Origin of the sequence: Nonomuraea sp. CA-218870, from assembly GCF_050936535.1 — a bacterium.
Taxonomy (GTDB): domain Bacteria; phylum Actinomycetota; class Actinomycetes; order Streptosporangiales; family Streptosporangiaceae; genus Nonomuraea; species Nonomuraea corallina.
The window spans coordinates 825,937-852,217 of record NZ_JBNJMN010000001.1 but is presented as its reverse complement, the minus strand read 5'-3'; the positions used below and the strand labels follow the sequence as shown (position 1 = coordinate 852,217).

Sequence of the window (26,281 nt, the reverse complement as noted above, 5' to 3'; positions counted from 1 at the left end):
CTCGAAGTCACCGATATCGTGTCACGAATCGCGGGCCCCGTCAGGGCCCCCTACCACCCACCCCCCGACTGCACGGCCGACACGACCACGGCCAGCCCGCTCATCCCGATCATCCCGATGATGACGAGCAGGGCGACGATGCGACGGTTCACAAGGCGGATGCTACCCGGCCGACAGGAGGAAGATGGCCACGCCGTGGGCCAGGGCGGCGGCGACGACGCCGTGGCGGAGCCGGAGGAAAGCACAGATCAGGCCCTCGTAGAGGGTGAAGACCGGCAACGGCCAGCCGAGGTCGGTCACCGTCGAGGCGAGGTAGGCATGGCAGGCGGCGAACATGACCGCCGACAGCAGGGCCGCGCGCACCGGGCCTGGCCCCGAGCGCTCCAGATGGCCTTGCAGGAAGCCCCTGAAGAGCACCTCCTCGGCCAGGTTCCCGGCCAGGGCGAAGAACAGCAGCGCGGGCAGCAGGCTCGCGGCGACCGGCCCGCCGCGTTCGGCCACCGGGGTGGAGAGCGACAGGAGGAGCACCGGGGCCGCTATCAGCGCGCCGCCCGCCAGGCCGGGGATCGCGGTGACCGGACGGCCCCAGCGCACAAGGGCCCGCAGGTCGTCGTCCAGGCGCAGCACGGTGGCGGTCAGCGCCAGCGTGGCGGCGCCGAACACCAGCAGGATCCCGGGGGCGTCGGTGAAGCGCAGCCACGGCACCGGCCCGGCCGTGCCGACGCGCCAGAAGCCGAGCGGCGTCATGGCGTCGCGGATCAGCACGAAGCCGAGCACCAGCGCCACGATGCGCAGCAACGGCTCGCGGGCCAGGGCGAAGCAGGCGCCGATGAGGAGGAGGCCCGGCAGGACGCGGACGGTGTAGGCGAGCAGGTCGGGGAGCACCAGGCCATAATGCGAGTAAACTTCAGGTTTTGGTACTCGCATCGGAGCGCCCGTGGTCACCCCCCGCAAGACCCCCCGCCAGCAGCGCTCACGCGAGACGGTGGAGGCGATCCTGGAGGCCGCTGCTCAGCTTTTCCAGCGGCACGGCTACGCCGCCACCACCACGAACAAGATCGCCGATCGGGCGGGAGTGTCCGTCGGCTCGCTCTACCAGTACTTCCCGAACAAGGACGCGCTCCTGCTCGCCCTGGCCGACCGGCACCTCAACGCGGCCGCCCGCGAGGTCATGCGGGTGTTCGAACGGGCCGCGGAGCAGCCGCCCGACCTGGCCCGGCTGGTGACCGACCTGGTGGCCTGCGTGGCCGCCCTGCACGAGGACCGGCCCCGGCTGCACCGGCTCCTGTTCGACCAGGCCCCCCGCACTCCCGAACTGGTCGCCCTCTTCCGGGAGACCGAACGCGCCCTGGCCTCCGCCCTGGCGGGCGAACTGCGCAGGCTCGGCGCCGACGACCCCGACGTCACCGCGCTGCTCGCGGTGCAGGGCGTCGAGGCGCAGGGCCACGGCGCCCTGCTCGACGATCCGGGGCGCCGGGAGGCCATCGTGCGCCTATGGGTCAACGCTCTGGGCCGGAAATAACGGGATACCGGCCACGGTTACCTTTCGTGCGCCCACGAACGAAAGGTATGTCCCATGGCTCTGCCTCTCTCCATTCTCGATCTCGCGTACATCGGCAAGGGAGAGACCGCGGCCGACAGCTTCGCGGGCAGCGTGGAGCTGGCGCGGCGAGCCGAGCAGTGGGGCTACAGCCGCATCTGGTACGCCGAGCACCACAACATGCCGTCGATCGCGTCCTCGGCCACCAGCGTGCTGATCGCGCACGTGGCCGCGCACACGAGCACGATCCGGCTGGGCGCGGGCGGCGTCATGCTGCCGAACCACTCCCCGCTCACCATCGCCGAACAGTACGGCACGCTCGCCACGCTGCACCCCGGCCGGATCGACCTGGGGCTCGGCCGGGCGCCCGGCAGCGACCAGGTGACCATGCGGGCGCTGCGCCGCACCCCCGCCTCGGCCGACAGCTTCCCGCAGGACGTGCTGGAGCTCCAGGGCTACCTGACCGGCGACTCCCGCATCCCCGGCGTGGACGCCACCCCGGGCAAGGGCACCGACGTGCCGCTGTACATCCTCGGGTCGTCGCTGTTCGGCGCCCAGCTCGCCGCCATGCTCGGGCTGCCGTACGCGTTCGCCTCGCACTTCGCGCCCGCGGCGCTGGAGGAGGCGGTCGCGCTCTACCGGCGCGAGTTCAAGCCGTCCGCGCAGCTCGCCGAGCCGTACGTGATCGCCGGCGTGAACGTGATCACCGCCGAGACCCGGGAGAAGGCGGAGGAACAGTTCCTGGCCGCCAAGCGCAACCGGGTGAGCCTGCTCCTGGGCCGCGACCGCGAGTTCACCGCCGAGGAGGCGGACGCCATCCTGGAGTCGCCGGCCGGGCAGCAGATCCTCCAGATGACCACCTACTCGGCCGTCGGCACGCCCGGCGAGGTCAAGGAGTACCTGGACCGGTTCGCCCGGCATGCCCGCGCCGACGAGCTCATCGCGGTGTCGGCCGCCCCCGACCGCGAGGCGTGGCTACGCTCCTTCGAGCTGCTCGCCGACGTCCAGGGCCTCGTCCCCGCCTGACGGCACCCGCTCCAGGATCACCAGCGGGATGTCCCGGTCCGTTCTGGACTGGTAGGCGTCGTACGTCGGGAACACCGCGACCATCCCCGGCCACAGCTCCTTCTTCTCCTCCTCGGTGGCGGTGCGGGCGCGGGCGGCGAACCTGTCGGCCCGCACCTGTACGGCGACCTCCGGGTCGGCGGTCAGGTTGAGATACCAGGAAGGGTGCCCGGCGGATCCGCCGTTGGAGGCGACGAGCAGATAGCGGTCGCCGTCCCGCCCGTAGATCAGCGCCGTGCGGCGCAGCCGCCCCGACTTCCTGCCCCGGGTGGTGAGCAGCAGCGTGGGCAACCCCCTGTACAGGTGCCCGCTCTCCCCGTCGGTCTCCACATAGCGGCGGATATGCTCGGCCACCCAGCCCGTCGGGCTGTCGATCACGTCGTCCATGCGGGCAAGTGTGGAACGTCGACCAGGGTCGAGGTCAAGACCACGGGCGCCCGGGCCTATGGGACGGCGGTGGTGACGCCGTTCGACCTGGACCGGCCCCAGCCGCAGCCGGGGCCGCCTATGCCGAGCGGGTGGCGTAGTAGCGGCGGGACTTGTCGCGGCTGCCGCAGGTCGTCATGCTGCACCAGCGGCGCCGCCGGTTCCTGCTCGTGTCCAGGAACAGCCACACGCAGGACGGGCAGGCGCCGAGCCGGTCCAGCGGCCCGTGCGTGAGGAGCTCGACCGCCGACGCCGCCACCTCCCACATCAGCACGCGCATCGTACGAGGGCCCTCCCAGCGCAGCCCGTAAGCCCCGCCGGCCGGTTCCAGCCGGGCCCTGGCGGCTCCCTCGGCGTGGACGGCCAGCACCGCGTCGAGGTCCGCCCGCGGCGGCGGCCCGTCGTTGGCGAGCGCCTCGAAGATCCGGAACACCGCCTCCCGCAGCTCCCTCGCCTCCGCCAGGCCCGCCGTGTCCTCGATGGGCAGACCGGCGGCGCGTGCCCAGGCCAGGGCCTGCTCGGACGTCGCCAGCCAGTCGCGCGCCGCGACGGGGCGGGCGTTGACGGTGTTGGCGAAGTCCAGGCAGAGCGCGTTGCCGACCAGTTCCACCTCGGTCATGCCTCCACTATCTCACCAATCAACCGTTATTGACAGGTGAGACTCAACGGTCTTACCGTTCAACGGTCTTTGAAAGGTGTGACCGATGCGTCTGCTCCCCACGTCGCTGGGCCGGTCGTTCAACGGGCTGTGGTTCGGCACCGGGGCCTCCAACCTCGCCGACGGCATGGCCCTGTTCGTGCTCCCCCTGCTGGCGCTCGCCATCGGCGCCTCACCCGGCGAGGTCGCCGCCGTGACGACCGCGCTCACCCTGGCCTGGCCCCTCTTCGGCCTGCACGCGGGCTGGATCGTGGACCGCGTCGAGCGGCGCGCCCTCCTCACCGGCGTCAGCCTGGCCCGCGCGGCGGTGCTGGCGGGCCTGACCGCCGCCCACCTGACGGGCGCCCTCTCGATCCCGCTGATCCTCCTCGCCGCCGTCCTGCTCGGCGTCGCCGAGACCCTCGTCGACACGGCGCTGACCTCGACCATCCCGCGCGTCGTCGCCCCCGAGGCCCGCAACCGCGCCAACGCCCGCGTCGAGGCCACGATCAACGTCACCAACCAGCTCGCCGGCCCGCCCCTCGCCGGCCTCCTCGCCGCGACCACCCTCGCTCTGGCCACCGGCGCGGGCGCCGTCCTCTACGTCCTGGCGGTCGCGGGCATCCTCGCCATGACCCTCTCCCCCGGGCCGGCCGGTCCGGACGTGACAGAGCCCCGGCGAGGCGCCCTGGTCGCGGGGCTGCGCCACCTGTGGCGGCAGCCGGTGGTGCGCACCCTCACCCTCTACACCGCCGTGATGAACGTCGTCTGGGCCGCGGCCACGGCCCTGCTCGTCGTGTACGCGGTCGCCCCGGGACCGCTCGGCCTCAGCACCGCCCAGTACGGCCTGCTGCTCACCGCCATGGCGGTCGGCGGCCTGCTCGCGTCCATGGTCGTGGAGCCGCTGCGACGCCGGTTCGGCGTGACCACCCTGCTCATCGCCGACGCCGCCGGCACCGTGCTGCTCGTCCTGCCGGTCGCCGTCGGCGCCTCCGCCTGGGCGGTCGCCGCGGGCGCGGTGGTCGCGGGAGCGGGCGCGAGCGTCTGGCGCATCCTCGTGGCCACCATCCGCCAGAACCTCTCCCCGCCCGAGCTGCTGGGCCGGGTGTACGCGGCCTCACGCGTCATCAGCTGGGGCGTCCTGCCGCCGGGGGCCGCCGTGGCCGGGCTGATCGCGGAGGTGTGGGGGGTGCGCACGGCGTTCGCCGTCGCCACGGTGCTCGCCCTGGCGGTGATGGCGGCCTTCCTCCGGTACGCGCTCCGTACCGACCTGTCGGCCGCCGCCGGGACCCCCCATCGGGACCTTCTCCTCCCAGGCGGATGATCCATCCGACGGAGCGGCCGTAGAGTCGGACTCCGGTCGAGCGATGGGGCGTCATGGGGATCGAAGGGTCGTTCTGGCGGGCGATCGCGGTCTACCGCGTCGCCTCCCTGGGCTACGCCGCGCTGCTGCTGGCGACCTCCGGCGGCTACGAGCGTCCCGTCGCGGGCTGGCTCGTCCTCGGCGTGATGGCGGTCTGGACGGCGGCCACCACCGTCGCGTACTCCGTGAGGAGGAGCCGCGCGCTCCTCGTCGTGGACGTGCTCGTAACCCTCGGCTGCCTCCTCGCCTCCGCGTACGTCCAGGGCTCCGAGGCCGGCCGGGCGGGTCTGATGCCGGTGACGGCCACCTGGGTCGGCGGGCCCGTGCTCGCCTGGGCCGTCCACGGCGGACGGCGGGCCGGGACGGTCACGGCCGTCGTCCTGTCGCTCGCCGACCTGTGGATACGCGGCCTCGACGAGTCCATCCTGTCCGTTCCGATCAACGGCGCCGTCCTGCTGATCCTCGCCGGCGCCGTCGTCGGCCACGTCGCCCGGCTGACCAAGCAGGCGGAGGAACGGCTGCAACGGGCCGTGGAGATCGAGGCGGCCAACCGGGAGCGCGAGCGGCTCGCGCGCGGCATCCACGACTCGGTCCTGCAGGTCCTGGCGCTGGTGCAGCGCCGGGGGCAGGAGATCGGCGGGGAGGCCGCCGAGCTGGGCCGGCTCGCCGGAGAGCAGGAGGCCGCGGTACGGGAGCTGATCCGCAGCGGCCCGGCCACGGCGGAGCAGGACAGCGCCGGCCTCGTCGACGTGGGGGCCCGGTTACGCCGGTTCACCACGCCGGCCGTCACCGTCTCGGCGCCCGCGACCCCGCTGCCGCTCCCCGCGGGCCAGGCCCGGGAGCTGGTCGCGGCCGTGGGCGCGGCGCTCGACAACGTCCGGCGGCACTGCGGCGAGAACGCGCGGGCCTGGGTCCTGGCGGAGCACGACGGCGACCTGATCACCATCACCGTGCGCGACGAGGGCCCCGGCATTCCCGCCGGACGCCTCCAGGAGGCCGAGGCGGAGGGCAGGCTCGGCATCGCCCAGTCCATCAAGGGCCGGATCACCGGCCTGGGCGGCACCGTGACCCTCACCTCCGCGCCCGGCGAAGGGACCGAGATCGAACTCGTCGTCCCCGCCCGCCCGTCTACAGTTGGCGCATGACCGGGGCACTGCGGGTGATGGTGGTGGACGACCACCCGATGTGGCGGGACGCGGTGGCCCGCGACCTGGAGGACGCCGGGCACGAGGTGGTGGCGGCCACGGGCGAGGGCCGCCAGGCGCTCCGCGTCGCCGCCGCCGTGCGCCCCGAGGTGGTCGTCCTCGACCTGAGGCTGCCTGACCTGCCGGGGGTGGAGGTGGCCAGAGGGCTCGCGGCGGCCGACCCTCCGCCCCGCGTCCTGGTGCTGTCGGCGAGCGGCGAGCACGAGGACGTGCTCGAAGCCGTCAAGGCCGGCGCCTCCGGCTACCTCGTCAAGTCGGCCGGCCGGGAGGAGTTCCTCGACGCCGTCCGGCGCACGGCCGAAGGGGAGCCGGTCTTCACGCCGGGCCTGGCGGGCCTGGTGCTCGGCGAGTACCGGCGTCTCGCCACCCAGCGGCCCGCCGACGACGGCCCGCGCCTCACCGACCGCGAGACCGAGGTGCTCCGCCTGGTCGCCAAGGGCCTGTCGTACCGGCAGATCGCCGAGCGGCTCGTCCTCAGCCACCGCACCGTGCAGAACCACGTGCAGAACACCCTGAACAAGCTCCACCTCCACAACCGGGTGCAACTCGTCCGTTACGCGATCGAACGCGGCCTCGACCAGGCGTAGACCGGCTCAGATGCTGTCGACCTTGTACGGGTCGTGCTCGGAGAGCAGCTTGTCCAGCCGCGCCTGGTCGACCCGGCTCGACATGTTGGCGGTCTCCTGCCGGTCCCGCACGCACTTCGCCAGACCGAACGCGGACGTCACCGTGTAGAGCACCGCGACCGCCAGGAACGCGCGGACCCAGGGGTTGACCGGGAGGAAGATCAGGCCGATCGCCACGCTCCCGATCGCCACGGCGAACGAGATGACACATTGCGCGTAGTAGGCGGCCGTCATGGTGGGCTGGACTGGTTTGGTCATGCGCCAAGGGTCCGGCACGGGCCGGACGTCCGCCTGAGTACGCGTACTCAATTCCTCTGAGAGGTTCCCCGTCGTGGGCGTCAGGAGACGGTGATGGTCGCGCCGCCGCCGGACAGGCCGAAGATCTGGACGCAGTTGGCGGCGTGGTCGGCGATCAGCCAGGCGTGGTTGCCGAAGGAGTCCACCCGGTAGTTGTTGCGAATGGAGACGGCCTTCCACGGAGCAGGCGTACGCGCCGGCGCCGACGTGGGTGAACGAATACCGGTAGGAACCGGAGTCGGGCGTCTCCGTTTCCTCCCCTACCGGTTCCTCGGTGGGCTCCGGGGCGGGTTCGGTGGGGCGCGCTGCTCGGGGCGGGCGACTCGGCGGAGATCGGGACCCCTTCCACAGCGGCACAACGGTGGCGGGCCGTGGCCGCGCGTCAGGCGAGATTCTCGTCAGGCTTCATGGCGGCGAGGCGTTCGCGTTCCTCCCGTACGATCTGCTCGGCCAACGCCTCACCGGAGACGTCGACGGCGTCGGGCGTCGACTCGGCGAGGTGGCTGCGCCTGGCGTAGGCGTCGAACAACGCGGACTTGGACTGCATGATCGCCAGCAGTCGCTCGTCCATGCTGTCGGGCGTCAGCAGGCGGTGCACCTGCACGCGCCGTACCTGCCCGATCCGATAGGCCCGGGCCACGGCCTGGCTCTCCAGCGTCGGCTTGACCTGCGGCTCGCACAGGATCACGACGGAGGCCGCCTGGAGGTTGAGCCCGACCCCGCCCGCCTGGATCTGCGCGAGCAGCACCGCGTGGCCCCGGACCCCCGAGAAGGCGTCGACCACCTCCTGACGGCGTTCCGGCGTCAGACCGCCGTCGAGCGGCCCGTGAACCGGCGCGCCGAGCGCGCCGCCGACGGCGGCGAGCACCTCGCGGAAGTAGGAGAACACCACGACCTTCAGCCCGGCCCCGGCCGCCGCGTCGACCAGCTCACGCAGCCGTTCCAGCTTGGCGGACTTCTCCGGCGCCGCGTAGGCCGCGCGGCGCATCGCCATGAAAGCCCCGGCCTCCACCGCTTCCCGGTAGGCGGCGGCGTCGGCCGCGCTGAACTCCTCCCACTCGTCGCTGTGGACCAGATCGGGCAGCTCCGTCACCACGTCCTGCTGGTTGCGGCGCAGATAGACGGGCGCGACGGCCCGCCGGAACCCCTCCGCCCCGCCGGCCGGCTCGACCCGGCCGTCCAGCAACCCCGGCCGGAGACGGTCCACCAGGGCGCGGAACTCGTCGAGGCGGTTCTCCATCGGCGTGCCCGTCATGAACAGCACCGTCTCGACGTGCTCGCACCACCGGGCGACAGCCTTGGAGCGGCGGGCCCTGGGGTTCTTCACATAGTGCGCCTCGTCGACGACGAGCGCCCCGACCTGGGGCACGGGGTCCAAAGCGTGCAGCCCGTCGTACGTGGTGACGGCGACACCGCCCCGTGCGAGCCACGCGTCGCGGGCCAGAAGGCGGTCATCGCCGTGCAGCCTGTAGACCTGGAGCGAACTGCGGCCCTCGATCTCGCGCAGCCAGTTGACGAGCACGCTCGCCGGGCAGACCACCAGCGAACGCGTCACGCCCCGCGCGTGCAGGTGCGCGAGCACGGCGATCGCCTGGATCGTCTTGCCCAGCCCCATGTCGTCACCGAGGATCACCCGGCGCTGGGCCAGCGCGAACCGCGCGCCGAACGCCTGATAGCCGCGGAGCGACACCCGCCGCAGGGTGTCGTCGAGCTCCTGCGCCCTGACCCGCCCGGCCAGGTCCTCCGGCAGGAAGCCCTCGGCCGCGGCCTGGTCCGACGGCGCCACGGCCGACAGCTCCGCCAGCAGGTTGTAGTAGTCGGCGGCGCGGAGCTCGAAGTCGATCCACGCCAGAGCGCCGCCGGGTGGCGGGCGCAGCAGGTCCGTCGTGGCCTGGGCGATCAGCAACCTGGTCTCGGTCTCGTACCTGAGCAGACCGGCGACCTGCGTCGCCGCCTCGGCCGCGCGGCCGAGGCGGCGGCTTCCGGACAGGAGCCTGCGCGGCCAGGAGCTGAGCGGGCGGGCCCGCGGGATCAGCGCGCCCAGCCGCCGCACGACCTCCAGGGCCGTACGCCGGGCCCGCACCAGCTCGGGGCCGACGGCGACCAGCCGGGACAGCGCGACGAGCAGCCGGGTGGTCTCCGCGTCCCGGTGGTCGACGTCGATGTGGACGGTGCCGGACTGCCGCACGGCTCGCGCGAGCTGCTCCGCCGCCTTCTGCGCCTGCCCCCGCGTCTGCTGCCCCACGCCGGGGACCTTCTGCAGCTCGTACGGGGTCGCCTCCAGGACGCTGAGCACCGTGGCGTAACCGGCGTCCCGCAGCGCCCCGAACCGCAGCCGGCCGCTGGTGACGTCCTTCAGCCGGGAGACGGGCATGGCGCCGAGCTCCGCCCTGACCTGCCGCACGCGCAGCGGTTCGAGCGCGGCCCGGGCCTCGGCCACCGCCCGGTCGTGCTCGGCGATCAGCTCCCGGGCGTCGCCCAGCAGCCGTCGCGCGCGTCGTAACAGGTCCCGGACATCCCCGGCGGACGGCGATCCCATGGAGTCGAAGGTATCCCCCGGACTCACGGACCGCGGAGCGAGCCCGTCGATCCGCCTGTCAGATCATGATGTGCCGCGACTCCTGCCGCTTGTACGGGTGCGGGCAGGGTAACGAGACTAGATTTCGACGTATCGGGACGGGGCCACGGAAGGGGATCCGATCATCGGCAACGACTCATTCTCTCCATGGGAGGACCGGTCCAGGCCTCCGCGCCGCCGGGTCACCGAGGCGGCGATCCTGAGCACGCGTGACCAGAGCCGGGCCGACCTGGCCCAGTGGACCTGCCCGCACGGTGAGCACGCCGGCAACGGCTGCGTCACCTGCTACTACGCCACCGCCGACGTCGACGCGGCCCTGCCGCTGTGGGACGTCGCGGCCTGGTTCACCACGGAGCGGCCGATCCCGATCAGGGCGTTGCAGGACGTCCACCGCCACGACCGGGCCCTGATGCTCACCCAGCCGTCGACCCCCCTCGTCTACCTCCTGAGCGCCCAGGTGAGAGCCGCCCTGGCCGTGGAGGCGGTGGCGGGCGTGGTCGGCTTCCTGGTGCAGAACCGGCACATCGTCGACGCGTTCACCGTGACGGAGATCCGCGCCGCCCACTCCTGATCACCCGCGGCCCTTCCGGCGCGGAGCGGGTGGTCAGCCGGTGGTGACGATCGTGGCGCTGCGGCCACACCACCACCCACACCACGGCCAGGACCAGCGCGATCGCGCCCCACACCTGGACGGGGACACCGATGACCTTCATGGCGCGATCCTACGAGCCCGCGGTGGCGTCCTTCGCAGGCTAGGTTGGCCCACTATGACCGAAGCCGGCTTCCTCGAAACGACCCGCACCGCCTACGACGCGAGGGCGGCCGAGTACAGCGCGCTCTTCCGCGACCACCTGGCCGACAAGCCGCTGGACCGGGCCGTCATCGACACCTTCGCCGACCTGGTGAGGGCCGCGGACGCCGGGCCGATCGCCGACCTCGGCTGCGGGCCGGGACACTACACGGCGTACCTGCACGCGCGCGGACCGGCGTTCGGGATCGACCTGTCGCCGCGGATGATCGAACTGGCCCGGCTCGAACACCCGGGCATCCCCTTCGAGACCGGCTCCATGTCCGCCCTGGACCTCCCGGGCGGGGGCGTCGGCGGGGTCTTCAGCCACCACTCGATCATCCACACCCCGCCGGGGCGGCTGCCCGAGGTGTTCGACGAGTTCGCCCGTGTGCTCGCGCCCGGCGGGCGGCTGCTGCTCTCCTTCTCCGCGACCGACGATCCCGCGCGGCCGGCCGAGCCGTACGACCACGCCGTCACGCGGGCCTACCGATGGTCCACGGACCTGATCTCCGGCATGCTGCGCGAGCGGGGCGTCGTCGAGACGGCCCGGGTGGTGTTCCCCGGCGAGCAGGACGAGCGGCGCGGTTTTCCCCGGGTGTTCCTGCTGGCCGGCAAGGAGGCCGACCCGCCACGCCGCTGAGGCCCCGACGGCGCCCAGCAAGGACGTCGCCTCAGGAAGGGCTCCCAGCGCGCTCGGCGGCATCGAGCGTCTCGGTGATGAGCTCCATCAGGGCGGTGACGACCCCGGGGGCGACGGCGATGGTGGCCCGGGAGTCCATGGTGTGGGCGCTCCCGTCGAGATCGACGACCACGGCTCCGGCCTCGCGGGCGATGACGACGCCGGCGGCGGTGTCCCAGGGGTTGTTGTTGAGCATGACCAGGGCGTCGATCCTGCCGTCGGCGACCCAGGCCAGGTCTATGGCGGCGGAGCCGAACATGCGGACGCGCTGGACGCGGGCGGCCAGCGCCTGGGTGAGGGCGAGCCGGGGACGGTTGAGTTCCCGCGCGCCGACGCCCACGGCGTAGTCGCCGACGGAGACGATGGCCTCGCCCAGGTCGCGGGTGTCACCGGCGTGGATCACGGTGCCGTCGGCGCGGGCGCCCGCCCCTTGCGCGGCGGTGTAGCGGGTGCCGAGGAACGGCAGGTCGATGACGCCGAGCGTGGGGACGTTCCCGTCGACGAGGCCGAGGGAGACGGCGCAGAGCGGAATGCGGTGCACGAAGTTCGCGGTGCCGTCGACGGGGTCGAGCACCCACGTGAGACCCCTGCCGGCTCCGGTGAGACCCTCCTCCTCCCCGAGAAAGGCGATCTCGGGGGTCTCACGGGTGAGGAAGTCACGCACGGCCTGCTCGACCGCGTAGTCCACTTCGGTGACCATGTCGCGGTCGCCCTTGGCGGTGACGACGCCGGGCGCCTTCGTACGGACGAGGTCGGCGGCGACGGTGGCGGCGCGTTCGGCGATGGGCAGCAGGGTGAGGACGTCGGTGGTCATACGGGTTCGCTGAGCTCCCGGATCGAGGTGAACGGCCGGTCGGCGGCCTGGTCCCCAGGGTAGGCGAGCCCGTTCGCCGAGCTCGGACCAGGCCACTCACCTGGTCTTGGCCTCCCAGAGTTTATCGATTATCGTTGTGGCGAGGATCGACGTCCCAGCGAGGAGGCCGGCCATGACCAGACCGCCGGGGAGCATCCGCGTCCTTGAGTGGCACGCGTGGGCAGGACTCGGTCTCGCTCTCGTCATGCTTCTGACCAGCTTCTTCGGCATATTCGGCGACTCCAGGGCCGACACGCGCCACGTCTCCGTCAACCCCCACGCGACCGGTGCCACCGCCGGCGATCCGACGCCCGCGCGCACCGGCCCTCCGGGGACGGTCAGCCTGGTGGAGCCCGCCTTCGACGCCACGCTGACCATCACCGAGCCCAGCCCGTGGCAGAGCTTCCTTCTGATCCTGCCCGAGTTGCTGCTCATGTCGGTGCTCTGCGCCGTCGCGGTGCTGCTTCTCCTGCTGATGCGCAGTTTCCGCGAGCATGATCCCTTCGCGCCCAAGAACGCCACGAGGCTCACCGTGATCGGCGTCCTCCTGATGTGCGTCGCCGCGATCCCGGCGGTGGACGCGTGGGTCCTGCACACCCTGGTCGCCGGCACCCCGCTCCAGGGAGCGGGGGTGTCCGCCGTGGAAAACTACAGGTGGGCGCCGATCGTGAGCGTGGGCGTGCTCGCCCTGGCCGAGTTCTTCCGCCAGGGCGGCAAGCTCCGCTCCGACGTCCAGGGCCTGGTCTGACGGCGCCCGAACCGCCGGGTCTTCGCCAGGAGTCACCGAATCAGATCGGCAATTATCGCCATTCTTCATATCTTTCCGGTGAATAGCGGGCGATTTTGCTAGCGTGGCACGCTCCACAAAGATCAACTGGTTTCGGGGGCATAGTGAGAAAGAGAGCCACCTGGTTCGCCGCCTTCCTGGCGATCATGACGGTCTTACCCGTCTCGGCGGCCGACGCGGACACCGACGGGACGACTCCGCAGACCATCGCCTGGACGCCCTGCGAGGAGGAGCCCGCCGCCGACTGCGGCACGCTGACCGTGCCCATCGACTGGTCGAAGCCGGACGGGGCCAAGGTCGACATCGCCGTCGCCCGGCGCAAGGCCACGGACCCGGCCGCGAGGAACTGCGCCGGCACTTCGACATCGTCGGCTTCGACCCGCGGGGGGTTGGCCGCAGCAACCCGGTGATCTGCTCGGCGTCGGTGTACAACCGGATGCCGCACACCGTCATGAGAAGCCAGGCGGACTACGACGCCTGGAACACCTTCACCAGACAACTGCACGCCGACTGCCGCGCCCGTACCGGCCCGCTGTACGACCACGTCGACTCCGCCGACGTCGCCCGCGACCTGGACGCGCTGCGCGCCGCGCTCGGTGAGGAGAAGCTCACCTACTACGGCATCTCGTACGGCACGCTGATCGGCCAGATGTACGCCGAGCTGTTCCCCGGCCGCGTCCGGGCCCTGGGCCTCGACAGCAACATGGACCACAGCCTCGGCGTAGCGGGGTTCCTGTCCACCGAGGCGATCGCCATCGAGGAGGCCTTCGACCAGTTCGTCGGCTGGTGCGAGCAGGAGCCCAGCTGCGTCCTGCACGGACGCGACATCCGCGCGATCTGGAAGGACCTGCGGGAGAAGGCGCAGCGCGGCGAGCTGAAATACCCCAGCACGGGCCAGCCGATGACCGAGGTGCAGGTCATCCACAACGCCGCCCTGGGCACCGAAGGACCCGCCTGGCACCTGCTGAGCGAAGTGATCAACTGGCTGGACGGCGGGCCGCCGCCGTCGTGGATCCCGCCGCTGCCCGGCCGGCAGCCCGTGGAAGGTGACGTCGCCCACCTGCCGACCCTGGTGCTCTGCCAGGACTACGACCTCCGGGTGCGCAACTACGCGGAGTACGCCGCCCTCATGCGCGTCTCCAACACGCTCGCACCTGACACGCGGTATCACCCGTACCCGATCGAAGATCTGCCGATCTGCATGAACCACCCGACCACCAACCCGCCGCACGCGCTGCGGTACACGGGCGACGCCCCGCTGCTGCTCGGCAACTCCCTGCACGACCCGGCCACCCCGTGGATCTGGTCCGCCAACGCGGCCCGCCAGCTCGGGTCCAAGGCGGTGCTGCTCACCTACGAGGGCTGGGGGCACCGCATCTACGGCAAGGACAAGTGCCAGACGGACATCTTCGACGAGTACCTGATCTCGCTGAAGGTGCCGCCGCACGGCACCCGATGCGCGGTGGGCACCCTCCAGGAGAGCGCGCCCAGGAAGCAGACGCCGTCGCAGAACTGGCCGGCCGACGCGAACCACTGGGCGACCTCACCCGTGTCCTGACCCCGCCGAGACCGAACCCGCGGCCCCCGAGTAGCGCTCGGGGGCCGCTTTCGCGCCTACCACCAGCCGAACGGTCCTGGCACGCACGGATCCTGGGGCAGTCAGACCACCTGCGATGCCCAGGCCGATAATGAGGGCTGGGATGACCGCCCCTGATACGGAGTCGTCGTTATGGGCTATGTGGTGGTTTGGGGTCAACTGCTGGTGGTGGGGATCTTCCTGGTCTCCCTGGCCGGCAAGGTGCGCAGCCGTCAGGCGTTCCGGGAGTTCATCACGGCCACCGGCACGTTGCTGGCCGTGGACCCGGGGCGGGCACGACGGCTCGGTCTGCTCGCCGTGGTGGCGGAGGCGGCGATCGTGGTGCTGGTCGCCGTACCGGTCACCGCGCCCGCAGGGTTCGCCCTGGCGGCGGTCACGCTCGGTGGGTTCGGTTACGCGCTGGTGCGTGCCCTGAGGCGGGAGAAGGCGGCGCCCTGTCACTGTTTCGGCGCCTCGGAGACGCCCGTCGGGAGGCATCACGTGGTCCGCAACCTGGTGTTGATCGTGGCGGCTCTGGCGGCAATGGGTGCGGCGTTCGCCGGGACGCCGGGCGGCGTCGAGGTCCCGGGGATGGTGATCGCCGCCGCGGCGGCGGCGGTCTGCGTGCTGATCGTCGTACGCCTCGACGACATCGCCGAGCTCTTCCGTCCCGTCGACGTCAGGCGTTGACGGGTCCGCCCGGCGTTCCCGGCGACATGCCGCGGTGCACCACGCCGAGCAGGTGCTCGGCGGTGATGTACCCCCAGTGCCGGGAGTCGGCGCTCCGCGCCCGGTTGTCGCCCAGCACCACCAGACATCCATGAGGTACGCGGTCGTCGCGCGCGTCGACGGCCGCCCGCACCTCCGCGGGCACCGGATCCCCTCCCACCGCGACCACCCGCTTGACCAGCCAGGGCCCTGCGTCTTCCGGCTGACCGGGTGGGGACGGCCTGCGTGCCACCATCACCTGCCCGGCGCGGACCTCCGGCAGCGGCACCCGGCGCACCAGCACCCTGTCCCCGTCCCGGAGGGCCGGCTCCATGCTGGGCCCCTCGACCGTGACCACGACCAGCCGCCGGCGTACCCAGAGCCAGAGCGCGACCAGCGCGCCGCAGGCCGCCAGCACGACCGCGGTCATCCCGGCGCCGCCGCGGCCGACTCGTCGGCGTACCCCCTGGCTTGCAGGGAGAACAGCCGGGCGTAGCCGCCCCGCCGTTCCATGAGCTCGGCGTGCGTCCCCGTCTCCGTCACCACGCCGTCCCCGAGCACGACGAGGCGATCGACGTCGCGCAGCGTCCCCAGGCGGTGGGACACCAGCAGGCTGGTACGGTCTCCGCGGTACGCGCCGATGCTCGCGTGTATCCGTGCCTCGGCCTCGGCGTCCAGGCCCGAGCTCGGCTCGTCGAGGATGAGCAGGTCCCGGTTCTCCCGCAGGAACGCTCTGGCCAGAGCCAGCCGCTGCCATTGGCCGCCCGAGAGGGTGACACCGCTTCCCGAGCCGTCGCCGTCCGGATCCTGCGGGAACATCCTGCTGAGCAGGGTGTCGTACCCCCGGGGCAGCGATGCCACCAGGTGGTCGATCCCGGCGCGACGGGCGGCGTCCCCGATCCTGGACTGATCGTGCAGCGCGTCCAGGTCGCCGACGCCGATGTTCTCCCGGACGGTGAGGTCGTAGGCCATGTAGTCCTGGAAGACCGCGCCGACCCGCTCACGCAAGGTGGCCGGCGACACCTGGCGCAGGTCCACCCCGTCCCACAGGATGGCGCCCCGCGTCGGGTCGTACAGCCGGCACAGCAGCTTGACGAGCGTGCTCTTGCCCGCGCCGTTGATGCCCACCAGCCCGATCGACTGCCCGTGGGGGATCGTGAAACTGACACCGCGCAGCACCCAGTCGTGCTCGTCGGAGTAGCGGAACCACACGTCCCGGAACTCGATGCCGCGGCGCAGGGCGGGGAGCCGAGCCGGCGGGTCGGCGATCGGCAGGTCCGGCGCCGCGCGCACCACCAGCAGGTAGTGGTCGAAGAGCAGGAGTTCCTGGTGTACGCGGGCCAGCTGCTGGATCAGGCCGGTCAGCGCCGCCTGCACGCCGGCCACCGCCGCCACGAACATCATGATGTCGCCCGCCGTCAGGGCGCCCCGGCCGGCCGCCAGCACAGCCCAGACCAGTCCGGCGCCGGCCACCACGGCGCCCAGCAGCCCCAGCCCGCTCTGGACCGCGGCCTCGCGGCGGTCCGTCCCGCGCTGCGCGGAATGCGCGGTGCGCAGTTGCCCGAGCATCCGTTCCCGGAGGAAGTCGCCCAGGCCGAACAGGCGCACCTCCTTGGCCGCCCGAGGATCGCACAGCAGGGCGGAGTAGAACAGCCGTCGGCGTTCGACGGGCCCGATCCGCCACATCATCGTGGCCCGGCGCCGCGACAGCGCGAGCTCCGCCAGCAGCGCGGGCACCGCGGCCGCGACCACCAGCAGTGCCATGACGGGACTGAGCACGTACAGCGAGGCGAGGAAGCCGAGCCCGGTGGCCAGTGACTGGAACAGCCCGGAGGCGCCCAGCACCAGCGCGGCAGGGGCGTCGTCGGCCGCCTGCTCGGCGAGCCTGAGCCGGTCCAGGAAGCGCGGCTCCTCGAATCGGCTCAGGCCGGGAAAGGTGTTGACCGCCGTATAAAGCCGGTCCTGCGTGAGCAACCCCACCCGCCTCCGCAGCTCGCTACGGACGTACTGGGTGATCTGGGGCAACGCCGCCGCGGCCGCGCCGACGAGGGCCAGGCCGAGGGCGAGGCGCCCCAGGGACGGGGCCGGTCCGGCTGCCACCACCTGCTCCAGCACCAGCTTGGTGAGCCAGGCCGCCGTCACCGGCAGAGCGGCGCCGACCAGCGTCGTCACGAGTTCGAGCGCGAGATGGCCGGGCGCCGCCCGCACCGCCAGCGCCACCGCCGCGGCCAGTCCGGACAGGTGCGCCCGACGAGCGGGGGCGGCCGTCATGCGGGGGTCTTGGCGGTCAGGTCCTCAAGCGTGGTCCCGCCGGCCACGGTCGTGCCCTCGTCCACCAACGCGAGAGTGGGGAACGCCGTGACCGCGAAGGCGGTGGCGATCGGCCCGTCGAACCGCTCCACCACGACTCGCGCCACCGATCGCGCCTGACCGACGAAGTCCTGCGCCTCCTCCGGCTGCCGGGTGACCACGACGACGAGCACCTGGTCGCGGCCGCCGGGGAAGGCACGGGCGTAGTCCACGAACTCGGGAAGGCGTTCCAGGCACGGCGCACAGGTCGTGGAGAAGAATCCCACCGCGGTCCGGCCCGTGAGATGAGCGCGGGTCAGCGGGTCACCGTCCACAGTCACCGCGGCGAAATCCCCGACGGCGTCGCCGATGCGGAGGACCTGGTCCGGGGCCGGATGCCCGGCCAGCGCTCTGTCGTGCTCCCTCAGTCGCCGGATGACGCCGAACGTGAGGATCAGGTTGAGGGCTCCGATCAGCCCGACGAGAACCACGCCCGCGAGCAGATACGGCGTCATGCGATGTCTCTCATCCTTGTCGAAGTGACGGAATGGCTGGTCCGGGACGGCGACCATGGTCCGGTCGCCGTCCCGGAATTCGGTCAGTGATATCTCTTCTCACACCTACGGACCCAGTGGCAGCCGTTGCAGCGCCACTTGTAGTACCACCCTCCGGTGTCGCAGGCCGCGCCCCAGTACCAGCCCGATCCGCTGCAGGAGCACAGGTCGGCCTTCGCTGTGACGGCCGGCGCGAATACGCCGAGGAGACGATCGGCCACCTTTTCGGCAATTCTGGTCATGACCTGTCGTGCCTTTCTCTGCTGTTGGTTCGACGAACCGCGACAGCATGGGCCGCGCGGCGTCGGACGGACGGATGCCACGGCCACGGAAAGACGAACTCCCCCGTAGTGCGTTGGCCACTGAGATCGTGGCATCGGCGGAGATAGTCCTCGTATATATCCCGTATATGGGAGGACCGCATCCCCTACCGGGGAGACTCACCGGGCAGGCGCGCACCGAGCCGGTCGAGGTGATCGCGGACCGCTCCGGCCTCGTCGTGCCCGAGCTCCTCGTAAACGGCCAGCGCGGCTTCGAGGTGGGCCGTCGCCTCCTCGGTGCGCTCCCGCGCGCCGTGGGCGAGACCGAGCGCCACGTGCGCTCCCGCGCGCAGCAGGGTGTCACCTGTGCGGACCGCGAGCGCCAGAGCGCGCTCGCCACACGACACCGAACTCTCGTACGCGCCCATGTCGCGGTGGAGCGCGCTCATGCTGACCAGGATCTGGGCGATGTCCCGGTCGCCGCAGCCCGTCTCACTGATCTCCAGCGCCGTCCGATAGTGGCTCATCGCCTGGTCGAGCCGCCCGACGAGGTGGTGGGCCTCGCCCAGGTTGCTGTACAGCAGGGCGTGGAAGTGATGGGCGCCCTCCAGGGACGCACCCAGGCCGGCCGCCTCCTCAAGCCACCGGATGGCCTCCTCCGAGCGGCGGGCGTTGATGTACACGGCGCCGAGGTTGAGCAGGGCCGTGGCCGCGCCCAAGGTGTCCCCGAGCCCGAGCCGGAGCCGGTGCGCTCGGCGGCAGGCCGCCACGGCGCGTTCGGTGTGGCCCATCAGGCTGTGGATGACGGCGAGCCGGCCCACGATCATCGCCTCTCCTACGGGGTCCGCGGCCCTCACGGCCGCCTCCGCCGCGACGGTGTGCAGGTCGGCCCACTGCCTCGTGTGGTGGCGCCGCTGCAGCCAGCTGTACATGGCCGCCACGATCTGCCAGGCCAGCGCCGGATGTGAACGCGCCGCACCCTGTACGGCGGCGTTCAGGTTCGCGGCGTCGGCGTCGAACCAGGCCAGAGCCGCATTGTCGTCGGCGAAGTACATGGGCCGGGTCGGGAAGCCGAAGTTGGGCCGTTCCTTCGGCCGGAGCACCCGGTCGGCCGCGTTCGCGGCGTCGCGGTACCAGGTAAGCATGGCGGTCATGGCCTGGTCCCGCTGGTCCGCGCTCTCCTCGGCCAGGCACCGCTCGTGGGCGTAGATCCGTACCAGCTCGTGCATCACGTAGTGGTCGCCGGACACCGGCTGGAGCAGGTGGGCGGAGACGAGCCGTCCGAGGAGTTCCCGGGTCTCGCCGGCCGTCCCGCCCACCAGGGCGGCGGCGACCGCCAGGGACGGCTTGGGGCCGGGGTGGAGTCCGAGGAGCCGGAACATCCTGCGGACAGGCTCGTTCAGCGGGCGGAGCGAGGCGCGCAGAACGGCGCGTACCGAGATCTCGTCCTCGTCGACGGCCAGCCTGTCCAGACGTACGCGCTCGTCGGTCATCTCCGCCACCAGCTCGGCGACGGCCGAATCGTAGGTCGACATCTCCAGGCGCGAGGCGGCGATCCGCAGGGCCAGGGGGATCCGGTCGCACAGCTCGGCCAACTTCTCCGCGCCCGCGACCCTCCCGTGGTGAGGCAGCCGTTCCCGGATGAGGGCGACGGCGTCGGCCATCGGCAGCGGCCCGAGCGAGATCCGCGGCACACCGTGCGTCGTGGCGAGACCATCCAGGCGAAGCCGGCTGGTGACCAGGGTCAGGCTCCGCCCGGCCCCTGGGAGCAGCGCGCGCACCTGGCCGGCCGAGGCGGCGTTGTCCAGCACGACCAGCATCCGCCGATCGGCCATCAGCGACCGGAACACCGCTGCCCGCTCCTCCGTCTCGGCGGGGATCCGCCCTGGCGGGACGTCCAGGGCCCGCAGGAAGCGCTCCAGCACCAGCCCCGGATGCAGCGGCGTCTCGGGCCCGAACCCCCTCAGGTCCACGAAGAGCTGCCCGTCGGCGAACAGGTGGCGGGAGAGCTGACCCCACCGGACCGCCAAGGCCGTCTTCCCCACACCCCCGGGACCCACCACGGCGACCACCCCGGCGGCCGCCGTGATCTCGTCCAGACGCCGGATCTCGTCGTCGCGTCCCACGAATCCGAGCGGGCCGCCCGGTAACTGGGCCGGCACCGATGGCCGAGCCGGAAGCTCGGTAGTGTCCGTCCATCGCGACCGATGAAGATCCGGGCCGTCCGCCCGTCGCGACCGGTTGAGCTCCGGATCGGAGACGAGGATGGCCCTTTCCAGGGAACGCAGCTCCTCGCCCGGCTCCAGGCCCAGCTCGTCGATGAGGACGCGGCGCGCCCGCCGATAAGTCCGCAGAGCGTCCGCCCGCCGGCCCGACCGGTAGAGAGCGAGCATCAGATGCGACCACAGCCGCTCACGGAAAGCATGCCGGTTCACCAGGGCGGAGAGCTCGGCCACCAGAGAGGCGTCCTCCCCCAGGCGCAGGTCCGCCTCTATCCGCTGTTCCAGGGCGACCAGGTGCCATTCCTCCAGGCGGGACCGCTCCTCGCCAAGGGCGGACTCGGCGGCGAGATCCGCGAACGGAGGTCCCTGCCACAGCTCCAGCGCCGCACCGAGCACCGGCCGGGCCCTGACGGGATCCTCCGCCGTCAACGCCTCCTGACCGTCCCGTACCAGAGCCACGAACCGGCAGGCGTCGACCTCGGCGCAGTCGACGTCGAGCCGGTAACCGGCGCCACCCTCACGCAGAATCCGGTCCGCTCCCAGGATCGTGCGCAGGCCACGCGTGTACAGCCGCAGGTTGGCCGCCGCTGAAGGCGGAGGCGCGGGGCCCCACAGCGCGTCGCCCAGGTAGTCGGCGGAGAGGCTGCCATGCGGGTGACCGAGCAGCACCGCGAGCAGGAGCCGCTGCTTACGCGGCCCCAAGGCCGGGACGACGTCACCGGACCGGACCCGCAACGGACCCAGAACCTTGAACTCCACGATCACGCCCCCTTCCGCGTGTCGCGCACAGCACTCGCGCGCATGACCGCGAAACGCCCGCCGGACAGAACCCCCGCTCGGTCGACGGTCACCCGTCACCCTAGCCCGCAACGGCGGCTCTCGGCCGCGTACGAGGCGGCGGGCGGCGGAGCTGTTCGAGGGGGCTGCCCGCGTGCATCACGGACTCAACGATGGGCCGCCCGGCCGGGACACTGGATCCGGCCAGAAGATCCGCCCGGTGCGCACAGCAAGATGTCATCCTGATAGGACTGGAAGACGGCCTAACCAATCCATCACAAGGCGAAGATCTACGCTGGATACGTGTCGCTATGCCTTGACGTCTACGTGTCCCGGTGACGAACGGTTCCACGTTTTCATGCGGGTCCATGTCCTGGACATCGCGAACGATGCAGACGACAGGTCCCTCGACGAGTTGCGCTTCGACGACGGGAATGACGCCTTCGCGCCCTACCTCAGGGCGCGCGGCCACCACCAAGCCATCATCACGGTAACCCGTGACGGGGCAACGGTTCTCGGCCTCCAGCGTCGAGGCCCCCGACGGCCTGTCAGAAACGCTCAGGCAGGCCGAACAGCTGATAGAACTGGCTCCGGCAGGAATTCTCCGCCCCGGCCGGACGCGCGGGAGTCGAACTGCCTCCGGCTGGCGACCGTTAGAAGCGCCTGCTCAACGGCATCTTCAGCTTGATTGGGTTCCGTGGGCGTACACCGGCGTCCAGGGACGTTGTCAGCAACAGCGTTAGCAAGATCGCGTCCTGTTCTCGCCCTGCTGGACGGGACGGTCCAGGAGATGAGGATCAACGAGGGACTGTGCAGACGTCAGGGCAGGCGTACGGGTTGATCGGCAAGGTCAGCCCCCTCATGCTGTAAGTGAACAACCGTGCTGAAAGCGATAGCCGACCACACCGGCCACAGCCTGGCGCTCCCCGAGATAGCTCTCGAAGAGCACCTCGCCTCGACGGCGCACGGTACCTGCGCGATGTGGTCCAGGCCGATGAGCGGCTGTGCCGCCTGGTGGCCTATCACTCGTGCGCGGACAACGAGGCCCGGCAGCGGAACCTGCTCGACGTGCTGGCCCGGGAGTTCGACCAGGAGCGGCCGGACCTGGCTCGGGCGCTGACGTACTGCGACATGACCACGGACCCGGATGGCCGGCATTCGGATGTACGGGACCGGCTGGCGGAGATCCACTCCCGCTACGGTCCCGAGCATGTGGTGAGCCGGTCGATCAGCGATGCGACGCCGTGCATCGTGTCGTCGGTGCGGGCGGTGGAGGCGGCGCTGGCCGATGTACGGCAGGCGGGCGCCGGTCAGTGGTCGTGATCAATCTGCCTCTGCAACGGCTAGCATGCCCCTGGCGCGAATGCTGAAGGAAATCCCGAGACGCGCCTTCCTCCGAGAGGCGGCCATGCGGTCCTCATCCTATCTGCACGACCTTCTGGTCTCGACGATCTTCACCGAAGAGCTGGATGACCCGGACCTGTGGATGCTGGGATTCAGCGCCATGTGGATCAAGGGCGCGGACCTCGACGCCCTCGCAGCGGTCTACGGCTGGGACCTTGACACCCGCACCGCGTGCTACCTGAGCGACATCCTCGATCACAACAACAACGACGGGTCCACGTGGGTTGCGGAGGTCAACGGCTGGATCAGCATGGTGCCTGGGCACAGCGGCGGCGAGGACGTGCGCTCCATCAGCGAAGGCGGTCGTGAGGCCGTCGGGCTCCGAATGGACATACATGGCCGCGCCTACTTTGACTACGCCCGGGACGGGCGAACGGTCGTCTCCTTCGATCCGACCTGGCCGGAGGAGCGGCTTGGTGAGGATCCGCATGCGCTCGACCCTCTGATGGAGGGCCTGGCTTTCCGGAGCGGCGACGACGAGACGGAAAGCATCAGCTCGGCCTTGGCCCTGATCGGACGCCTCACGCGAACCGACATCGCCACTGACTGGTTCCTGGCGCAGCACTCGCGGATCAGGCCCTTGTCTCGCTGAGGTGGCCGTGCTCGGCGAGCACTCAGCCGATGTGAGGAAGGCCCGTGCCCGCGAGATAGTGCTCGATCCGCATGCGCATCGAGCGGTCCATCCTCAGGTTCGCCACCTGGTTGCGGGGCACCCAGCGGACTTCTCGGGATTCGCTGCTCGGGGTTGGCTCGCCGCTGATGGCCCGGCCGGTGAGGACGAGGGAGAACTCCTGGCGGGCCTCGCCGTTGCTGGTGTAGAGGATGACGTGGCGGGGGTCGCTGTAGGTGCCGACCAGGCCGGTGATCTCGCACAGGATGCCGGTTTCCTCCAGCGTCTCCCGTACGGCCGCCTGAGGGATGGACTCGCCCAGGTCGATCGCGCCGCACGGGACGGCCCAGTTGTCGTTGTCGGTACGGCGGATCATCGGCAGGTCGCCGGCCTCGTTGGTGACGATGACGTTCACGGACGGAACCAGGCTGTTGGGCTTGGGGCGTCGGGGTCGTCGTAGAAGTCGATGCGTCGCGCCATCACGGTTCCACCGGCTTGGCCTGGTCCCAGACCTTCTCGAAGCTGTCGGCGTAGGTGGTGCGTGCGGATTCCGACGTTGTCGAGCTTGCTGATGGGTCGGTACAGGACCATGGCGTTGCGGATCTGGGCGGCCAGGACGTCGCCGCTCATCCTGCAGTCCCGGAAGGCCGAGGGGCGCGGTGTTCTGCTCGATGCGTTGGTGGGTCTTGCCGTAAGAACGGCGTGGGAGCCCATCAAGAGCATGATCCACACGACGGGGATCGAGGAGCTCCAACGAGGGTGCCGGATCCTCGCCGTCCTGATCTGCCCTGCGCCCGAGAATCACAAGGCCGTCCAGGACGGCGCCCTCCTCCCCTTGGCGAAGGAGAGGCTGTTGGAGACCAGCAGAGAGCGGCTTGAGCAGGTCTTCCCCGCGGATTGGGCACGCCGCCTACGAGAGAGCCACGACGACGCCTCAGTAGAGGCCAGCGTCCCGTCGGCTTGATCTGACCGCCGGGGATCGGCTGTGTCGGGCTGCGTTGCTGTACAACGCTGCTGTACGGCCACGAAAAAGGCCCTCCGAGATGATCCCGGAGGGCCTTTGACCTGATGCGCGGCCGAGAGGACTCGAACCCCTAACCTTCTGATCCGTAGTCAGATGCTCTATCCATTGAGCTACGGCCGCTCGCTGCGTAAGCAAGCATAGCGGGTCTTGAGCCGTACCTCGAACCAGTTACGGCAATCATGACCGCATGGGCTCCTCCTTCCCGGGCCAGATCGTCTGGCTGACCGGCCAGATGAGGGCGATCAGCGGGACTTTGGCCGCCTGCCCGAGGAACTCGTACAGCGGTCCCATGCGCTCCGGAGCCCCGACGAGCAGTCCCAGGATCAGCACGACCCCCCAGGCGAGGCCGTACGCGAGGACGATCCGCAGCCAGAAGATCCACTCGTAACGGGTTCTGGCCGGGCCGCGCTTGGGCGGGCGTGGGGGCGGGGGGCCGCCGCCGAAGCGGTGGTGGAATCTGGCGTCGGCCCATTTGAGTGTGCTGTGGCCGAACATGATCGAGTAGGCGAGGTACGCGGCCGCGAGGCCGTGCTTGAAGTCCGCCGTCGCGCCGCCGCGCATGTCGATGACCGCCGCCGCGAGCAGGATCACGTCCAGCAGGGGGACGCTGACCAGGAGGGCGGTGCTGAGGGCGCGGCGGTTCCAGAGGTAGCGGGAGGCGAGTCCGAGGCCGAGCAGGACCCAGAACCCGATCTCGCAGGCGATGATGACGGCGACGATCACACTGTCCAGTCTGGCGTTCCCTGTGGCAGAAACATCCTCTCGGGGAACGGCCTGTGGATACATCGAAGTGTGTATCCACAGGCGGCCCCGCGAAGGATCCACCCGGTCGCGCGAGGTGGTGGGATGTGGGCATGAACCGCGTGCCGTTGTGGGCCGGCCTGGCCTTCCTCGTGGGGCTGGTCCTGATCGGGGCCGGGGCCCGCATCGAGCGCGGCGTGCCCGACTGGGTGCTGGTCATCCCGTTGGCGATCACGTGCCTGGCCGTGCTGCTGCGCTACCGGTCGCCGCTCGGGTCGCTGGGGCTGGGCACGGTGGGGTTCGTCATGGACGTGCTGGTGGGGCCGTCTCTGGGGACGATGCTGGTCTACACCGACAATCTGTACGCCGCCGCGCTCTACGGGCCGGCCCGGTTCTCCCGCTGGCTGCTCGCGATCACCGCGGTGACGGCTGTGGGGTTCGGGGCGGTGACGGGGTTCCTGTGGTCCGACTGGCGGGCGCTCGCGCTCAACATGGTCCAGGTGGGGCTGATCCTGGTCACTCCGGTGACCACGGCCCAGATCCTGCGCCAGCACCGCGACCAGGCGGCGGCCGAGCGGGCCAGGGCCGAGCAGGTGGCGCGGCTGGCGGAGCTCGACCGTCAGGCGGCCGTCACGGCGGAGCGGACGCGGATGGCGCGCGAGCTGCACGACATGATCGCCAACCATTTCAGCGCCATCGCCATCCAGTCCACCGCCGCGCTGTCCCGCAAGGATCTCGACCAGGCGACCGTGCGGACGATCATGGAGTCCGTACGGGAGAACAGCGTGAAGGGCATGGCCGAGATGCGTTCCATGATCGGGCTGCTCCGGCAGGAAGGCGACGAGGGTGAGGCGATGCGCCATCGGCTGCGGGATGCCGAGGGCCTGGTGGAGCGGTCGCGGCAGGCCGGCCTGACCACCGAGCTGCGCGTCGACGGGCGGCCTCGCGACCTGTCCGTGCCGGTCGATCTGGCGGCCTTCCGGATCCTCCAGGAGGCGTTGACCAACGCGCTCAAACACGGCGACCCGCCGGCCAGGGTTCGGCTGGCGTACGAGGACGACCAGGTGTCGATCACCGTGGACAACCCGATGGGCGAGCGGGACCGGCGGCTGCCGGGGGCCGGCGCGGGGCTGGTGGGGATGAAGGAGCGGGCCAGCCTCGTGGGCGGGACGTTCGAGGCGGGCCCGCACGAGAACGGCTGGCGGGTCGCGGCCACGCTCCCGGCGCCGGAAGGGCAGGCCACGTGATCCCCCGCCGACGAGGGAAAGAC

27 protein-coding genes, 1 tRNA gene and 1 pseudogene are annotated in these 26,281 nt (G+C 71.2%); 15 read left to right on the top strand and 14 right to left on the bottom strand.

The features are described 5' to 3' along the window. Positions 1 to 162 precede the first annotated feature (162 nt). Positions 163 to 885: a CPBP family glutamic-type intramembrane protease gene (locus ACQEUU_RS04300; RefSeq protein WP_433060562.1), complete on the bottom strand. Its 723-nt coding sequence runs from the start codon at positions 883 to 885 to the stop codon at positions 163 to 165. A 52-nt stretch (positions 886 to 937) separates the two neighbouring features. Here ACQEUU_RS04300 and ACQEUU_RS04295 point away from each other — a divergent pair, with 52 nt between their 5' ends. Next, positions 938 to 1,522, top strand: a complete 585-nt coding sequence (locus ACQEUU_RS04295) for a TetR/AcrR family transcriptional regulator (protein WP_433060559.1) — start codon at positions 938 to 940, stop codon at positions 1,520 to 1,522. A 54-nt stretch (positions 1,523 to 1,576) separates the two neighbouring features. After that, entirely contained in the window at positions 1,577 to 2,566 is a 990-nt protein-coding gene (locus ACQEUU_RS04290; protein WP_433060556.1) for an LLM class flavin-dependent oxidoreductase, read from the top strand. On the opposite strand, the gene ACQEUU_RS04285 is transcribed toward ACQEUU_RS04290, so the two are convergent. Together ACQEUU_RS04285 and ACQEUU_RS04280 are read right to left on the bottom strand one after the other, a co-directional pair. Then, positions 2,516 to 2,992 (bottom strand): nitroreductase family deazaflavin-dependent oxidoreductase, encoded by a 477-nt coding sequence (locus ACQEUU_RS04285; RefSeq protein ID WP_433060553.1) that lies wholly within the window; start codon positions 2,990 to 2,992, stop codon positions 2,516 to 2,518. The two genes, ACQEUU_RS04290 and ACQEUU_RS04285, sit on opposite strands and share 51 nt — an antisense overlap. A 118-nt stretch (positions 2,993 to 3,110) precedes the next feature. Further along, positions 3,111 to 3,650 carry a CGNR zinc finger domain-containing protein gene (locus ACQEUU_RS04280; protein WP_433060550.1) on the bottom strand — a complete coding sequence of 180 codons (540 nt, stop codon included), beginning with the start codon at positions 3,648 to 3,650 and terminating at the stop codon, positions 3,111 to 3,113. Between the two features lie 85 nt (positions 3,651 to 3,735). Here ACQEUU_RS04280 and ACQEUU_RS04275 point away from each other — a divergent pair, with 85 nt between their 5' ends. From ACQEUU_RS04275 to ACQEUU_RS04265, 3 genes are read left to right on the top strand one after another with little or no spacing between them, the layout of a single operon-like run. Further along, a complete protein-coding gene (locus tag ACQEUU_RS04275) occupies positions 3,736 to 4,992 on the top strand; it encodes an MFS transporter (RefSeq protein ID WP_433060547.1) in 1,257 nt (418 codons plus the stop codon). 53 nt (positions 4,993 to 5,045) lie between these two features. After that, complete coding sequence (gene macS, locus ACQEUU_RS04270; RefSeq protein WP_433060544.1) at positions 5,046 to 6,176, top strand: MacS family sensor histidine kinase; 1,131 nt, start codon at positions 5,046 to 5,048, stop codon at positions 6,174 to 6,176. Further along, a complete protein-coding gene (locus ACQEUU_RS04265; protein WP_433060541.1) occupies positions 6,173 to 6,823 on the top strand; it encodes a response regulator in 651 nt (216 codons plus the stop codon). The genes macS and ACQEUU_RS04265 overlap by 4 nt, the downstream gene beginning before the upstream one ends. Before the next feature lie 6 nt (positions 6,824 to 6,829). On the opposite strand, the gene ACQEUU_RS04260 is transcribed toward ACQEUU_RS04265, so the two are convergent. Further along, on the bottom strand, positions 6,830 to 7,120 hold the full coding sequence (locus ACQEUU_RS04260) for a YiaA/YiaB family inner membrane protein (RefSeq protein ID WP_433060538.1): 291 nt from the start codon (positions 7,118 to 7,120) through the stop codon (positions 6,830 to 6,832). A 421-nt stretch (positions 7,121 to 7,541) separates the two neighbouring features. Then, positions 7,542 to 9,698, bottom strand: coding sequence for a DEAD/DEAH box helicase (locus tag ACQEUU_RS04255; RefSeq protein ID WP_433060536.1), 2,157 nt, complete (start codon positions 9,696 to 9,698; stop codon positions 7,542 to 7,544). Positions 9,699 to 10,113: 415 nt separating this feature from the next. On the opposite strand from ACQEUU_RS04255, the gene ACQEUU_RS04250 reads away from it, so the two are divergent. Next, positions 10,114 to 10,308 (top strand): hypothetical protein, encoded by a 195-nt coding sequence (locus ACQEUU_RS04250; RefSeq protein WP_433060533.1) that lies wholly within the window; start codon positions 10,114 to 10,116, stop codon positions 10,306 to 10,308. Here the strand turns inward: ACQEUU_RS04250 and ACQEUU_RS04245 are convergent. Beyond that, entirely contained in the window at positions 10,274 to 10,450 is a 177-nt protein-coding gene (locus ACQEUU_RS04245; RefSeq protein WP_433060530.1) for a hypothetical protein, read from the bottom strand. The two genes, ACQEUU_RS04250 and ACQEUU_RS04245, sit on opposite strands and share 35 nt — an antisense overlap. Positions 10,451 to 10,504: 54 nt before the next feature. On the opposite strand from ACQEUU_RS04245, the gene ACQEUU_RS04240 reads away from it, so the two are divergent. Further along, positions 10,505 to 11,167, top strand: coding sequence for a class I SAM-dependent methyltransferase (locus tag ACQEUU_RS04240; protein ID WP_433060528.1), 663 nt, complete (start codon positions 10,505 to 10,507; stop codon positions 11,165 to 11,167). Positions 11,168 to 11,198: 31 nt separating this feature from the next. On the opposite strand, the gene ACQEUU_RS04235 is transcribed toward ACQEUU_RS04240, so the two are convergent. Beyond that, positions 11,199 to 12,020: an inositol monophosphatase family protein gene (locus tag ACQEUU_RS04235; RefSeq protein ID WP_433060525.1), complete on the bottom strand. Its 822-nt coding sequence runs from the start codon at positions 12,018 to 12,020 to the stop codon at positions 11,199 to 11,201. Between the two features lie 172 nt (positions 12,021 to 12,192). On the opposite strand from ACQEUU_RS04235, the gene ACQEUU_RS04230 reads away from it, so the two are divergent. The 4 genes from ACQEUU_RS04230 to ACQEUU_RS04215 all read left to right on the top strand — a co-directional run bounded on the left by ACQEUU_RS04230 (position 12,193) and on the right by ACQEUU_RS04215 (position 15,112). Further along, the gene (locus ACQEUU_RS04230) at positions 12,193 to 12,807 is read left to right on the top strand and encodes a hypothetical protein (protein ID WP_433060522.1); all 615 of its coding nucleotides are present in this window, start codon (positions 12,193 to 12,195) and stop codon (positions 12,805 to 12,807) included. A gap of 143 nt (positions 12,808 to 12,950) precedes the next feature. After that, positions 12,951 to 13,256 carry a hypothetical protein gene (locus ACQEUU_RS04225; RefSeq protein ID WP_433060519.1) on the top strand — a complete coding sequence of 102 codons (306 nt, stop codon included), beginning with the start codon at positions 12,951 to 12,953 and terminating at the stop codon, positions 13,254 to 13,256. Next, the gene (locus ACQEUU_RS04220; protein WP_433060516.1) at positions 13,253 to 14,404 is read left to right on the top strand and encodes an alpha/beta fold hydrolase; all 1,152 of its coding nucleotides are present in this window, start codon (positions 13,253 to 13,255) and stop codon (positions 14,402 to 14,404) included. The genes ACQEUU_RS04225 and ACQEUU_RS04220 overlap by 4 nt, the downstream gene beginning before the upstream one ends. A gap of 171 nt (positions 14,405 to 14,575) precedes the next feature. Then, positions 14,576 to 15,112: a MauE/DoxX family redox-associated membrane protein gene (locus tag ACQEUU_RS04215; protein WP_433060513.1), complete on the top strand. Its 537-nt coding sequence runs from the start codon at positions 14,576 to 14,578 to the stop codon at positions 15,110 to 15,112. Here the strand turns inward: ACQEUU_RS04215 and ACQEUU_RS04210 are convergent. The 4 genes from ACQEUU_RS04210 to ACQEUU_RS04195 form a co-directional block, all read right to left on the bottom strand. Next, complete coding sequence (locus ACQEUU_RS04210; protein ID WP_433060510.1) at positions 15,102 to 15,560, bottom strand: S26 family signal peptidase; 459 nt, start codon at positions 15,558 to 15,560, stop codon at positions 15,102 to 15,104. The genes ACQEUU_RS04215 and ACQEUU_RS04210 overlap by 11 nt on opposite strands. After that, positions 15,557 to 17,401 carry an ABC transporter ATP-binding protein gene (locus ACQEUU_RS04205; protein WP_433060507.1) on the bottom strand — a complete coding sequence of 615 codons (1,845 nt, stop codon included), beginning with the start codon at positions 17,399 to 17,401 and terminating at the stop codon, positions 15,557 to 15,559. The genes ACQEUU_RS04210 and ACQEUU_RS04205 overlap by 4 nt, the downstream gene beginning before the upstream one ends. Then, on the bottom strand, positions 17,398 to 17,934 hold the full coding sequence (locus ACQEUU_RS04200; protein ID WP_433060504.1) for a TlpA family protein disulfide reductase: 537 nt from the start codon (positions 17,932 to 17,934) through the stop codon (positions 17,398 to 17,400). Before ACQEUU_RS04200 ends, ACQEUU_RS04205 begins: the two co-directional genes overlap by 4 nt. Positions 17,935 to 18,400: 466 nt before the next feature. Next, positions 18,401 to 21,214: a BTAD domain-containing putative transcriptional regulator gene (locus ACQEUU_RS04195; protein WP_433060502.1), complete on the bottom strand. Its 2,814-nt coding sequence runs from the start codon at positions 21,212 to 21,214 to the stop codon at positions 18,401 to 18,403. A 999-nt stretch (positions 21,215 to 22,213) separates the two neighbouring features. Between ACQEUU_RS04195 and ACQEUU_RS04190 the strand changes: the two genes are divergently transcribed. Both ACQEUU_RS04190 and ACQEUU_RS04185 read left to right on the top strand, forming a co-directional pair. After that, entirely contained in the window at positions 22,214 to 22,555 is a 342-nt protein-coding gene (locus ACQEUU_RS04190) for a phosphohydrolase (RefSeq protein WP_433060500.1), read from the top strand. A gap of 40 nt (positions 22,556 to 22,595) precedes the next feature. Next, positions 22,596 to 23,228, top strand: coding sequence for a DUF6461 domain-containing protein (locus tag ACQEUU_RS04185; RefSeq protein WP_433060497.1), 633 nt, complete (start codon positions 22,596 to 22,598; stop codon positions 23,226 to 23,228). 22 nt (positions 23,229 to 23,250) lie between these two features. Here the strand turns inward: ACQEUU_RS04185 and ACQEUU_RS04180 are convergent. Further along, positions 23,251 to 23,726 (bottom strand): annotated as a pseudogene (locus tag ACQEUU_RS04180) (NUDIX hydrolase). A gap of 61 nt (positions 23,727 to 23,787) precedes the next feature. Here ACQEUU_RS04180 and ACQEUU_RS04175 point away from each other — a divergent pair. Beyond that, positions 23,788 to 24,210: a hypothetical protein gene (locus tag ACQEUU_RS04175; RefSeq protein ID WP_433060494.1), complete on the top strand. Its 423-nt coding sequence runs from the start codon at positions 23,788 to 23,790 to the stop codon at positions 24,208 to 24,210. A gap of 107 nt (positions 24,211 to 24,317) precedes the next feature. Here the strand turns inward: ACQEUU_RS04175 and ACQEUU_RS04170 are convergent. Beyond that, a tRNA-Arg gene (locus ACQEUU_RS04170) sits at positions 24,318 to 24,390 on the bottom strand. A 57-nt stretch (positions 24,391 to 24,447) separates the two neighbouring features. Beyond that, on the bottom strand, positions 24,448 to 24,993 hold the full coding sequence (locus tag ACQEUU_RS04165; protein ID WP_433060491.1) for a hypothetical protein: 546 nt from the start codon (positions 24,991 to 24,993) through the stop codon (positions 24,448 to 24,450). A gap of 131 nt (positions 24,994 to 25,124) precedes the next feature. Between ACQEUU_RS04165 and ACQEUU_RS04160 the strand changes: the two genes are divergently transcribed. Then, entirely contained in the window at positions 25,125 to 26,258 is a 1,134-nt protein-coding gene (locus ACQEUU_RS04160; protein WP_433060488.1) for a sensor histidine kinase, read from the top strand. Positions 26,259 to 26,281: the final 23 nt, after the last annotated feature.